Genomic DNA, 12,626 nt, shown 5'->3' with positions numbered 1-12,626 from the left:
AATCAAGAAATCTAAAATATTAAATCGTTAATCCTCGATCATAAATCATTTTATGAATTCAATATTTTTTCTTGTTGTTCGATGCTTTCTTGGTGAATTCCTTTGAACAATTTAATGATAAATTCTTCTGACAATCCTTTTTTAGCGCCTTCAGCAGTCATTTTTGCTTGAATTTCATTCCAACGACTGTTTTGCAAAACCGCTACGTTAGCTTCTTTCTTCACTTGGCCAATTTCTGCCGCGACTTGCATACGTTTTCCAAGAACCTCTAATAAATTAGCATCTAAAACATCAATATTCGCTCTTAACTTAGTCATTTTATTGTCAAAATCAGCAGTATCTCCAGTTTGTTTTCTAATTTTCAAATCTTTAAAAATTTGTTTCAAAGTATCAGGAGTAACTTGTTGTGCTGCGTCACTCCAAGCGTTGTCAGGGTCTATATGCGTTTCGATAATCATACCGTCGTAATTCAAATCTAATGCCTCTTGAGTCACTTCTAAAATCATATTGCGATTTCCAGTAATATGTGATGGATCAATGATCAAAGGCAAATCAGGGAATTTGTTTTGCAATTCGATAGCTATTTGCCATTCTGGTATATTTCTGTATTTTGTTTTTTGGTAGGTAGAGAAACCTCTATGAATCACTCCTAATTTCTTAATTCCAGCAGCATGCAAACGTTCTACACCACCTAACCATAAAGCCATATCTGGGTTTACTGGATTTTTAATCAACACTATTTTATCAGTTCCCTTTAAGGTGTCTGCAATTTCCTGTACTGCAAATGGATTTGCTGTTGTACGCGCTCCCACCCATAAAACATCAATGTCATATTCCAAAGCTAATTTACAATGTGCTGCAGTAGCTACTTCAGTACCCATTAGTAAACCTGTTTCTTCTTTGGCTTTTTTTAACCATTTCAATCCAATTTCACCTACACCTTCAAATCCTCCTGGACGCGTTCTAGGTTTCCATATACCAGCTCTAAAAATACTTACGTCTGAATCTTTTAATTCGTGAGCAATTTTTAAAACTTGCTCTTCAGTCTCAGCACTACATGGACCAGCTATTACTAATGGATGATCCAATTTGAATGCCTCCAACCAACTTCTCATTTCTTTACTATTTTCCATCTTTACTAAAATTACTTTTTTATGTTTATTCCGTTTAATATTTCTTTAATTCGATTGACACTTTGCATCTCATTATAAATTGCATCATAATCACCATTTTCTAATAACTCTTTAAAATTAGTTAAATTAGAAATGTATTCTTCTAAGGTATTCACCACTTGTTCTTTATTCTGTTTGAAAATCGGTGTCCACATCGCTGGCGAACTTTTAGCTAAACGCACCGTACTTTCAAATCCACTGCCTGCCATATCAAAAATATCTTGTTCTTCTGTTTCTTTGTCAATTACTGTCCTTCCTAACATGAACGAACTAATGTGCGACAAATGAGACACATACGCAATATGTTTGTCATGCGCTTCGGGATCCATATAGCGGATGCGCATTCCTAAAGCCGTAAACAATTGCAAGGCTTTTTCTTGTAATTTAAAAGTTGTTTTTTCTACCTCACAAATGATATTCGTCTTACCTTGAAACAATCCTTTTATTGCTGCCGAAGGTCCTGAAAACTCCGTTCCTGCAATGGGGTGTGTTGCAATATAATTGCGACGCTTGGGATGATTAGCCACTGCTTCACAAATAGGTAACTTGGTGGAACCTACTTCAAAAACAATTGTATTCTCACCAACAGCATCCAATACTTGTGGCAAAACTACCAAGGCAATATCTACTGGAACCGAAACAATCACAAAATCAGCATCGGCTAGATCGTCGGTAGTTCCTTGTTTTTCAACAACGCCTAAATCAATGGCTTCTTGCAAATGGTTCTCATTCGTATCCATCCCTAAAATAGTCGCATCCGGATGCAGCGCTTTGATGTCTAAAACCATCGAACCACCTATTAAACCAATACCTATTACAACTACTTTCATTTTTTGTTTTTTTATTCCTACTCCAATTATAAATAATGATGTAGAAAAATCTGAAATCTAAAATCGTTATTCTTGAATCTAAAATCGATCAATCGCTTCTTGTACTAATTCTTCTTTTACACAAAGTGCAAATCGAATATATCCTTCTCCATTACTTCCAAAAATAGTTCCCGGGGTAATAAAAATATGTTTCTCGTATAAAATTTGGTCGATAAATGCTTCTGAAGAAGAAATTCCTGCTGGTAATTTTGCCCAAACAAATAAACCTACTCCTTCTTTATACACTTCGCAACCTAATTTTTTTGCCAATTGTTCGGTTAAAACACGACGCTTTCTATAAATGACGTTCATCGATTCGAACCAAGAAGCATCACTTTTCAACGCTGCAATGGCTCCTTTTTGGATACCGTAAAACATTCCGCTATCCATATTACTTTTCACTTTCAGCACGGCATCAATACAAACGGCATTTCCTAAAACCATTCCTACACGCCATCCTGCCATATTGAAAGTTTTACTCAACGAATTCAATTCTAAAGCTACTTCTTTAGCGCCTTCCACCTGTAATAAACTCATAGGATTGTCATTCAAAACAAAACTGTACGGATTGTCATTAACTAACAAAATACTGTGTTTTTTGGCGAAAGCCACTAATTTTTCAAACAAAGCCAAACTTCCTCTCGCTCCCGTTGGCATGTGCGGATAACCAACCCACATAATTTTCACTTTGGATAAATCCAATTGTTCCAACGCTTCAAAATCAGGTTCCCAATTGGTACTTTCTTTTAAATCATAATAAACAGGAACCGCTCCTACTAAATTCGTCACCGAAGTATAGGTTGGATAGCCTGGATTAGGAATCAATACTTGGTCTCCTTCATTCAAGAAAGCCAATGAAATATGCATAATCCCTTCTTTAGAACCCATCAAAGGCAAAATTTCAGTAGTAGGATTCATCACTACACCAAAGTTATTTTGATAAAAATCAGCCATACTTTGACGCAATTCGGGTAAGCCTTGATAACTTTGGTATTGGTGGGCATTTTCTTCTTGCATTGCCGAAATCACAGCTTCAATAACAGCTTGCGAAGGCTTCAAATCGGGACTTCCAATTCCCATATTAATGATGGGTTTCCCTTCTGCAGCCAATTGCCTTACTTCTCTCAATTTGGAGGAGAAATAATATTCTTCTACTATATCTAAACGTTTTGCCGTTGTAATCATCTCAGTTATTCTAATTTTATATCAACCTCTAGGTTTTGAATTCTTATATTCTCCCAAAACTTTGAAATACTCGGCCATAATATCGATTAAGGCTTTTACTTTGGCATAATCTTCATATTTCTCAAAGGTCACATCTACAAAAAACGAATATTTCCACGGCGTTTCAATTTTGGGTAACGACTGAATCTTAGTTAAATTCAATTTGCAATCGCTCATCACATTCAAAACTGCAGCCAAACTACCGCGTTTGTGATCCAATTCGAATTTGAGAGAAGCTCTGTTAATTTCATCTGTCGATAAAAGTGACTGTGTTTTACTAATAATTACAAAACGTGTCATGTTATTATTAATCGTTTGAATCTCTGGCGCCAAAATTTCCAAATCATACATTTCAGCAGCAACTTTACTAGCAATGGCGGCAATTCCTTTTAATTGTTTTTCGTGAATTCTTCGAGCTGTTTCTGCTGTATCCTTATCTTCAACAATTTTAATATGAGGATACTGTTTCAAAAACTCCATACATTGCAACAAGGCCATCGGGTGCGAATGCACTTCCTCAATATCTTCTATTTTCTGACCGTTTAACGCCATTAAATTTTGATGAATATCTAAATAATGTTCGCCAATTATGTGCAAATTATTCTTGTCAATCAACGCATAATTAGGAATAATCGGACCTGCAATCGAATTTTCAATCGCCATAACTGCCTGAGTTGACTTTTCAGTCAACAAACTTGCTATTAACTCTTCAAATGACAAACACTCGTCTACTTCAACTTCTTTCTCAAAATACTCTTGAGCCACTTGATGATGGAACGAGCCTTTAATACCTTGTATTGCAATTTTTGCTGCCATAAATTCAAAAAAAAATCCTGATTTTCATCAGGATTGTATATTGTTTTAATTTGCTTTTTAATTTTTCAAATAACCATATAACAATCCTTACTTCCTAAAAAAGAAGTAATAAGTATTGCTAAAATAAAAACGGTTACTACACATATGATGCTTTTTTTGCCTTGTTTAACATTGCAAATATTAGCATTAATTTTAACTCAACCAAGTAAAATAAAGGATATTATAAAACAAAAACAGAATTCTTTATCAAACTATAAAATAATTACAAATTGGCTAAAAAAGTAGTGTTTTAATAATCGATAATTGTGAATTTGAAAATAGTAACCAAATTGAAATCTAAAGAAATAATAAATAATTGCTTTTTCTGTTTACTTTTGTAGTAAATAATAAGCAATGTCAATAGAAATTAAGAACCTTTCTAAAAGTTACGGAACACAAAAAGCATTAGATGCTATTTCATTTGCTATCAAAAAAGGAGAAATTGTGGGTTTTTTAGGTCCCAACGGAGCTGGAAAATCGACTTTGATGAAAATTCTAACTACCTATCTGACAGCTGATGAAGGCAGTGCCAAAGTGAACGACTATGATGTCAATTCGCAACAAAAAGACGTCCAACTTTCTATTGGCTATTTGCCAGAACACAATCCGTTGTATTTGGATTTGTACGTTCGGGAATATTTAGCTTTTAATGCTGATGTATATAAAGTAGCCAAATCACGAATTGAAGAAGTGATTCAATTGACTGGATTAGCTAGTGAAAGTCATAAAAAAATTGGACAACTCTCTAAAGGATACCGCCAACGTGTGGGTTTAGCCAATGCATTATTGCACAACCCTGACGTTTTGATTTTGGACGAACCTACAACAGGTTTGGATCCCAATCAATTGATAGAGATTCGAAATGTGATTAAAAACGCAGGTAAAGACAAAACTGTTTTCCTTTCTACGCATATTATGCAAGAAGTAGAAGCGATTTGCGACCGTGTCATTATTATTGACAAAGGGAAAATTGTAGCCGATACAAAATTGGAAAAATTAATCTCAGAAACCTCTACTCAAATTATCGAAGTAGAGTTTGACCAAGAAGTAACCGAAACCCAAATTGCCACGATTGAAAACATTAGTTCGTATACCAATACCAATGGTACTATTTGGGAATTGACTTTTGCTGCCGATAAAGACATGCGCCCTGTAGTATTTGATTTTGCTACTGCCAACGGATTGAAAACATTACAACTCAACCAGAAAAATAAAAACCTAGAAACGGTGTTCAGAGAGGTTACAAAATAAAAAAGCTTCCAGCCTTTGAAAGATTAGAAGCTTTAAATATCTATAGGTTTCAATTAAAAAACTTTACTCGCTATTTGACGGATATTCTCTGATTTACCCATAGAATAATAATGTAAAAACGGCACTCCAGCAGCTTTTAATTCTAATGACTGTTGTATTGCCCATTCCACTCCTACTTGTCTAATATCAGCTGGTGTTTTACATTTTTCCACTGCATTGATTAAATCTTCTGGTAAGTCAATTCTAAAGATTTGAGGTAAGATTTGCAAATGCCTTTGTACTGCAATCGGTTTTATCCCCGGAATAATAGGAACGTTGATTCCAATTTCTCTTGCTTTGGCAACAAATTCAAAGAATTTTGAATTGTCAAAAAACATTTGAGTTACTACATAATCAGCTCCTGCATCTACTTTTTCTTTCAAACGTTTCAAGTCAGAAGTTAACGATGGTGCCTCCAAATGCTTTTCTGGATAACCCGCTACTCCAATACAAAAATCGGATTTATGTTCGATATCCTTCAAACCGTGTAAATAATTCCCTTGATTCAATTGGTGAATTTGGCTCACCAAATCAGCTGCATAATGGTTTCCGCCTTCTTTCGGAATAAAAGATTGTTCGTCTTTCATGGCATCGCCACGCAAGGCCATTACGTTATCAATACCCAAATAATGACAGTCTACTAAAAGGTACTCCGTTTCTTCTTTGGTAAATCCGCCACAAAGTACGTGAGGTACAGTATCCACATTATACTTGTGTTTAATAGACGCACAAATTCCCAAAGTTCCTGGACGCATTCTGGTTAATTTTTTTTCTAGTAAACCATTGCCTTTATTCACATAAACATATTCCTCACGAGAAGTGGTTACATCTATAAATGGCGGTTTGAATTCCATTAACGGATCTATATTATCATACAATTCCTGGATACTTGTTCCTTTGGTAGGCGGCACAATTTCAAATGAGAATAAAGTTTCTCCTTTGGCTGCTGCTATATGGTCTGTTACTTTCATAGTATCGGTTGTTGGTTGTTGGTTGTCGGTTGTTAGTTGTCGTTTTACTTTAAAACTGACAACAGTCAACCGAGAACTGAATTAATCTGCAATATTCGGAGCCAACCATTTTTGAGCTTGCTCCAGTGTTGTATTTCTTCGTTTCGAATAATCTTCTACTTGATCTTGTTTTATTTTACCCAAACCAAAATACTTACTTTCTGGGTTGGCAAAATAATACCCTGAGACCGATGAAGCCGGCCACATGGCCATACTTTCAGTCAAAGTTACTCCAATTTCTTGTTCCACATTTAAGAGTTTCCAAATCGTTGGTTTTTCTAAATGGTCTGGACAAGCTGGATATCCTGGTGCAGGACGAATTCCTTTATAATTTTCAGCGATCAAATCTTGATTTGATAAATTTTCCTCAGAGGCATAACCCCAAATTTCCTTACGAACTTGCAAATGCAAATATTCAGCAAAGGCTTCCGCCAAACGATCGCCTAAGGCTTTGACCAAAATCGAATTATAATCGTCTAGGTCTTTTTCAAATGCTTTGGCTTTTTCTTCTACTCCAAAACCAGTGGTTACACAAAAACAACCCATATAATCTTGAACTCCTGAATCTTTTGGCGCAATAAAATCAGCTAAGGCGATATTAGGCGCGCCAGCCGTTTTTTGGGATTGTTGACGTAGCGTTAAAAAAGTGAATTGTTGTCCATTATTAGTTGTCAACTGAATGTCATCATCATTAATCGTATTGGCAGGGTAAATTCCTAAAATACCTTTGGCAGTCAACCAATTTTCTTGAATTAACTGATGTAACATTTTTTGTGCATCCGCAAATAAAGACGTAGCTTGTTCTCCAACCACATCATCGGTTAAAATAGCTGGATACTTTCCGTACAATTCCCAAGAATTGAAAAATGGTGTCCAATCGATAAAATCTACTAAATCAGCAATCGCAACCTCAACGGTTTTTGTACCAATGAAATTAGGTTTTGTTGGCGTATAGGTACTCCAATCTAACTTTAATTTATTTACTCTTGCCTGCTCAATCGTTAGGAAATTTTTATCCCTACTACGATTCAAGTAGCCTTCACGAAGCGCATCGTATTCGGTACGAATGTCTTGTGTGTATTTTTCTTTAGTTTCTGAATTCAATAAGTTTCCAGCAACTGTTACTGCTCTAGAAGCATCGTTTACGTGAACTACTGTCGCTTTATATTGAGGTGCAATTTTCACGGCTGTATGCGCACGCGAAGTGGTTGCTCCACCAATCATAATTGGAATTTGAACATTCAATTTATCCAATTCTTTGGCTAAATATACCATTTCGTCCAGCGAAGGCGTAATCAAACCACTCAATCCAATAACATCTACATTATGCTCGATAGCTGCTGCAATAATTTTCTCAGGCGCTACCATTACACCTAAATCGACTATTTCGTAATTGTTACAAGCTAAAACAACTGAAACAATGTTTTTTCCAATATCGTGAACATCACCTTTCACAGTCGCCATCAATACTTTTCCAGCACTTGAGGAAGCCGAACCGTCTTTAGCCGCTTCAATGAAAGGCAATAAATACGCTACCGCTTTTTTCATTACACGTGCCGATTTAACTACCTGTGGCAAGAACATTTTTCCGCTTCCGAATAAATCGCCTACCACATTCATTCCTGCCATCAAATTGATTTCGATAACTTCAATGGGTTTCGAAGCCGCTTGTCTTGCTTCTTCTACATCTATTTCTATAAATTCGTCAATTCCTTTTACTAACGAATGAGTTAAACGTTCTTGTATTGTTCCTGAACGCCATTCTGCAATTGCTTTTTCATTGGCTTTGAAATCCCCTTTGAAACTTTCTGCTAAATCCAATAAACGCTCTGTAGCATCCTCTCTTCTGTTTAACAAAACATCTTCTACATGTTCTAACAAAACAGGATCAATTTCGTCGTAAATCTCTAACATTTCAGGATTCACGATACCCATTGTCATTCCATTCTTAATGGCGTGGTATAAAAATGCGGAGTGCATTGCCTCACGCACTTTGTCATTTCCTCTAAACGAAAAAGAAACATTACTTACTCCTCCCGAAATATGAGCATACGGCAAGTTTTCTCTAATCCATTTGGTCGCACGGAAAAAGTCCAAAGCATTTAATTTATGCTCTTCCATTCCTGTTGCCACTGGGAAAATATTCGGGTCGAAAATAATGTCTTGAGCAGGAAAACCAACTTTATCGACTAATACATCGTAACTTCTTTTACAAATTTCGATACGTCGCTCGTAATTATCAGCTTGACCCTTTTCGTCAAATGCCATTACAATTACCGCAGCACCGTAACGTTTGATTTTTTTAGCGTATTCAATGAATTTTTCTTCTCCTTCTTTAAGCGAAATAGAATTCACGACTCCTTTTCCTTGAACTACTTTCAATCCAGCTTCGATGATTTCCCACTTCGAACTATCAATCATTACGGGAACACGAGATATATCGGGTTCAGCAGCAATTAAGTTTAAGAATTTGGTCATGGCATACACCCCATCCAACATTCCTTCATCCATGTTGACATCAATGATTTGCGCACCACCTTCCACTTGATTTCTCGCAATATCTAAGGCTTCTTCGTATTGCTCTTCTTTGATTAATCGAAGGAACTTTCTGGAACCAGTTACATTAGTTCGTTCCCCCACATTCACAAAATTAGTTTCTGGGGTAATAATTAATGGCTCTAGACCGGACAACTTTAAATAGTTGTTGGTTGTTGGTTGTTGGTTGTTGGTAATATCAATACCCATAATTATAATTTTTTGTAATAATTGATAAATCCATTTAACAATTTCTTACTTGTTTGAATTTGATTAAAAATAACAGTAAAATTATTTTCATCAATATAATTTTGATCCAATGCTAAATAACATTGTGTTTCTAACTCATATAAAGAGCCTCTTGAAATATGCAAAAAATTAATCGTATCCTTAGCAGTTTGACGACCACAACCTTCTGCTATATTAGATAGAACTGAAACAGCACATCTTCTCATTTGATTCACCAAACCAAAAATTTCTTCTTTAGGAAAAACTTTAGTTGCATCATAAATCAAATTAGCTAGTTTCCTAGTTTCAACCCAAACATCTAATTTTATATATTCCATCTTTTTTGTTTTTGGTTGTTGGTTGATAGTTTTTAGTTTTCAATCTATCAACCAACAACTACCAACTATCAACCCTTACACTTTTCTCGGTTTAAACTCTCTCGCTACATCAGCGATTGCTTTGATGTGATCTGGAGTAGTTCCGCAACAACCTCCAATAATATTGATTAAATTATCTTGTAAATACTCTCTAATCAAAGCTTGCATTTCTTCTGGAGTTTGATCGTAATGTCCAAAGGCATTAGGCAAACCTGCATTCGGATGAGCTGAAATATTCAATTGCGTATTCATCGACAAACGTTTCAAATACGGCTTCAATTGGTCGGCTCCTAAAGCACAATTAAAACCAACGCTCAATAACGGAATGTGTGAAATCGAAATTAAAAAAGCCTCCACCGTTTGGCCCGAAAGTGTTCTTCCTGAAGCATCGGTAATCGTTCCTGAAACCATTACTGGCATATCTATTTTACGTTCTTCTTTTACTTCTTCAATGGCGAAAAGAGCAGCCTTAGCATTCAAAGTATCAAAAATAGTTTCCACTAATAACACATCGCAACCACCATCAATCAAGGCTTCTACTTGTTGCTTGTACGCCACACGCAAATCGTCAAAAGTAACTGCACGATAACCCGGATCGTTTACATCAGGCGACATCGAAGCCGTTCTGTTAGTTGGTCCGATAGAACCCGCTACAAATCGGGGACGGTCTGTGAATTCGTCAGCCACTTCTCGAGCAATTTTAGCCGATTGGTAATTCAACTCATATACTAAATCTTCCAAATGATAATCGGCCATACCGATAGTCGTTCCAGAAAATGTATTAGTTTCTACAATATCGGCGCCTGCTTGAAAATACAAACGGTGGACTTGTTTTACGGCTTCGGGTTGTGTAATCGAAAGTAAATCGTTGTTTCCTTTTAACGGATGTGGAAAATCTTTAAAGCGTTCGCCACGAAAATCTTCTTCAGAGAAATTGTTGCGTTGCAACATGGTTCCCATAGCACCGTCTAGGACTAAGATTCTTTCTTTTATGGCTTGTTGAATTTTTGACATATTTTTTATTTTGGCCTTGAAGGCACTTCATCAAACTATTATGTTGTTTACTTCTTGGCAAAAAAATCCCTTTCTGCCTTTTAGCCCTGATGGAAGCGGCATCCTTTTATTCTGGGTTTCAGAAAAAAGATACAGCGTACAGCAGGAAAAAATCTTGGCAAAAATACGCCATTCCTTTGCTTTAAAAAAATATTAGTAACGATCCTTTTAAAAATTTGGAATTGCGTCAGTTGCCAACAAACAAAAAGCGCTAAAACTCGAAAGTAATAGCGCTTTGTATTGTTATGCAAAAGTTTTTACACGATCGCTTTTACTACTGCTTTTGGCGCTTCTTTACGAGTTCCATCAAATCCGTCTACCCCAGAAACGGTAGTGTATTTCAACACATAACGTTTTCCTGGGTTGATGATTTGGTAGGCCGCCTGGCACATCAAAGTGGCTTCGTGGAAACCACAAAGAATCAATTTCAATTTACCCGGATAAGTATTAACGTCACCAATGGCGAAAATTCCGGGAATGTTCGTTTGGTAATCCAAAGCGTTGTTTACTTTGATCGCATTTTTCTCGATTTCCAATCCCCAATCAGCGATTGGACCTAATTTAGGTGTCAAACCAAAAAGCGGAATGAAATAATCTGTTTCGATCGTTCTTTGCACTCCATCTTCTTCAATTACAATCGATTCAATATGATTCGCACCGTTTATACCCACTACTTCTGCAGGCGTAATCATTCGGATTTTACCTTCGTTTTTCAACTCTTGTACTTTTTCTACTGAATCTAAAGCACCTCTAAACTCATTTCGTCTATGAATTAAAGTTACTTCTGAAGCTACATCAGCCAAGAAAATACTCCAATCCAAAGCCGAGTCTCCTCCACCAGCAATTACGACTCTTTTATTTCTGAACTCTTCTGGATTTTTAATGAAGTATTTTACTCCTTTATCTTCGTAGAATTCGATATTTTCAATTAAGGGTTTACGAGGTTCAAAACTTCCTAAACCACCTGCAATGGCAACTACTGGTGTGTGGAATTGTGTTCCTGCATTAGAGGTTACGATAAAGGTTCCGTCTTCTTGTTTTACAATGGTTTCAGCACGCTCCCCAAGCGTAAATCCTGGTTCGAATTGCTTGATTTGCTCCATCAAATTATCTACCAAGTCACCTGCCAATACTTCAGGAAAACCTGGAATATCATAGATGGGTTTTTTAGGATATAATTCGGAAAGCTGTCCACCCGGTTGTGGCAAAGCATCTAGAATATGACATTTTAATTTTAATAATCCCGCTTCGAATACGGCAAATAAACCTGTTGGGCCTGCTCCAATTATAAGTATGTCTGTTTTAATCATGCTATTAGGTTTTATCCTTTAATTATTCTTATCTAATTTTATGCAAATGAACGAATGATTTTAGTTTTTAAAGGTAACATTTATCACTTTTTCAATTCAATCACTATTTCTTATTTTTCAACGATTCGGTAATTTCATTCATTTTTTGGACTTTTTCTTCAAAATTTCCTTTTAAGGTTTTTCGGTATTCATTCAAATTTTCGACCATTGTATTGATGTCGTCTGGAATTATTTCTTCAAAAAATTCTCGCAATCGCTTAGCTGTTGTGGGTGATTTTCCGTTGGTTGAAATAGCAATTTTTACATTTCCTTTGGTTACAATTCCCCCCAAATAATAATCACACAACAGAGGTGTGTCGGCAATATTGCAAATCAAATGACGCTTGCGACACAAATCAAATACTCTTTTATTTACCTTCAAATCATCCGTACACGCAATTACCAAATGGCGTTTGCGAAGCATCCAACGATTGAATTTCTTTGCTGTTAGCTTAACCGAAGGATGTTGTGCAACCAAAGCTTCCAGTTCAGGAAGAAATCGTGGCGCTACTACTTCAACATTGGCATTCGGACTGGATTTCAACATAAAAGATAACTTCTCTAAACCTACATTTCCGCCACCCACAATCAACACATTCAATTGATGTAGTTTTAAAAACACAGGATATAGTTCGTTTCTTTCTTCCATATTTTTTTAGCTTTC

At 36.1% G+C, this 12,626-nt stretch carries 11 protein-coding genes; 1 reads left to right on the top strand and 10 read right to left on the bottom strand.

Annotated elements, in window-relative coordinates; all coding sequences use genetic code 11:
• Window positions 1-50 precede the first annotated feature (50 nt).
• The 4 genes from LPC23_RS04510 to LPC23_RS04495 form a co-directional block, all read right to left on the bottom strand.
• On the bottom strand, window positions 51-1,133 hold the full coding sequence (locus LPC23_RS04510) for a bifunctional 3-deoxy-7-phosphoheptulonate synthase/chorismate mutase type II (RefSeq protein ID WP_229326954.1): 1,083 nt from the start codon (window positions 1,131-1,133) through the stop codon (window positions 51-53).
• Between the two features lie 11 nt (window positions 1,134-1,144).
• The gene (locus LPC23_RS04505) at window positions 1,145-2,002 is read right to left on the bottom strand and encodes a prephenate dehydrogenase (RefSeq protein WP_229331425.1); all 858 of its coding nucleotides are present in this window, start codon (window positions 2,000-2,002) and stop codon (window positions 1,145-1,147) included.
• A gap of 78 nt (window positions 2,003-2,080) precedes the next feature.
• A complete protein-coding gene (locus tag LPC23_RS04500; protein ID WP_229331423.1) occupies window positions 2,081-3,226 on the bottom strand; it encodes a pyridoxal phosphate-dependent aminotransferase in 1,146 nt (381 codons plus the stop codon).
• A gap of 21 nt (window positions 3,227-3,247) precedes the next feature.
• Window positions 3,248-4,081, bottom strand: coding sequence for a prephenate dehydratase (locus LPC23_RS04495; protein ID WP_229331421.1), 834 nt, complete (start codon window positions 4,079-4,081; stop codon window positions 3,248-3,250).
• 393 nt (window positions 4,082-4,474) lie between these two features.
• Between LPC23_RS04495 and gldA the strand changes: the two genes are divergently transcribed.
• On the top strand, window positions 4,475-5,371 hold the full coding sequence (gene gldA, locus LPC23_RS04490) for a gliding motility-associated ABC transporter ATP-binding subunit GldA (protein WP_229326949.1): 897 nt from the start codon (window positions 4,475-4,477) through the stop codon (window positions 5,369-5,371).
• Window positions 5,372-5,424: 53 nt separating this feature from the next.
• On the opposite strand, the gene metF is transcribed toward gldA, so the two are convergent.
• The 6 genes from metF to LPC23_RS04460 all read right to left on the bottom strand — a co-directional run bounded on the left by metF (window position 5,425) and on the right by LPC23_RS04460 (window position 12,611).
• Window positions 5,425-6,381 (bottom strand): methylenetetrahydrofolate reductase [NAD(P)H], encoded by a 957-nt coding sequence (gene metF, locus LPC23_RS04485; protein WP_229326948.1) that lies wholly within the window; start codon window positions 6,379-6,381, stop codon window positions 5,425-5,427.
• 81 nt (window positions 6,382-6,462) lie between these two features.
• Window positions 6,463-9,165, bottom strand: coding sequence for a methionine synthase (gene metH, locus LPC23_RS04480; RefSeq protein ID WP_229331419.1), 2,703 nt, complete (start codon window positions 9,163-9,165; stop codon window positions 6,463-6,465).
• 2 nt (window positions 9,166-9,167) lie between these two features.
• Window positions 9,168-9,521 (bottom strand): four helix bundle protein, encoded by a 354-nt coding sequence (locus tag LPC23_RS04475; RefSeq protein WP_229331417.1) that lies wholly within the window; start codon window positions 9,519-9,521, stop codon window positions 9,168-9,170.
• A gap of 75 nt (window positions 9,522-9,596) precedes the next feature.
• Window positions 9,597-10,574: a homocysteine S-methyltransferase family protein gene (locus tag LPC23_RS04470; protein WP_229331416.1), complete on the bottom strand. Its 978-nt coding sequence runs from the start codon at window positions 10,572-10,574 to the stop codon at window positions 9,597-9,599.
• A 296-nt stretch (window positions 10,575-10,870) separates the two neighbouring features.
• Window positions 10,871-11,923 carry an NAD(P)/FAD-dependent oxidoreductase gene (locus tag LPC23_RS04465; RefSeq protein WP_229326944.1) on the bottom strand — a complete coding sequence of 351 codons (1,053 nt, stop codon included), beginning with the start codon at window positions 11,921-11,923 and terminating at the stop codon, window positions 10,871-10,873.
• A gap of 103 nt (window positions 11,924-12,026) precedes the next feature.
• Window positions 12,027-12,611, bottom strand: coding sequence for a precorrin-2 dehydrogenase/sirohydrochlorin ferrochelatase family protein (locus LPC23_RS04460; protein ID WP_229326942.1), 585 nt, complete (start codon window positions 12,609-12,611; stop codon window positions 12,027-12,029).
• Window positions 12,612-12,626 lie beyond the last annotated feature (15 nt).

Origin of the sequence: Flavobacterium ammonificans (assembly GCF_020885975.1) — a bacterium.
Taxonomy (GTDB): Bacteria; Bacteroidota; Bacteroidia; order Flavobacteriales; family Flavobacteriaceae; genus Flavobacterium; species Flavobacterium ammonificans.
Note: the sequence above shows the minus strand (reverse complement) of the source record. Positions and strands in the feature narration are given on the sequence as shown.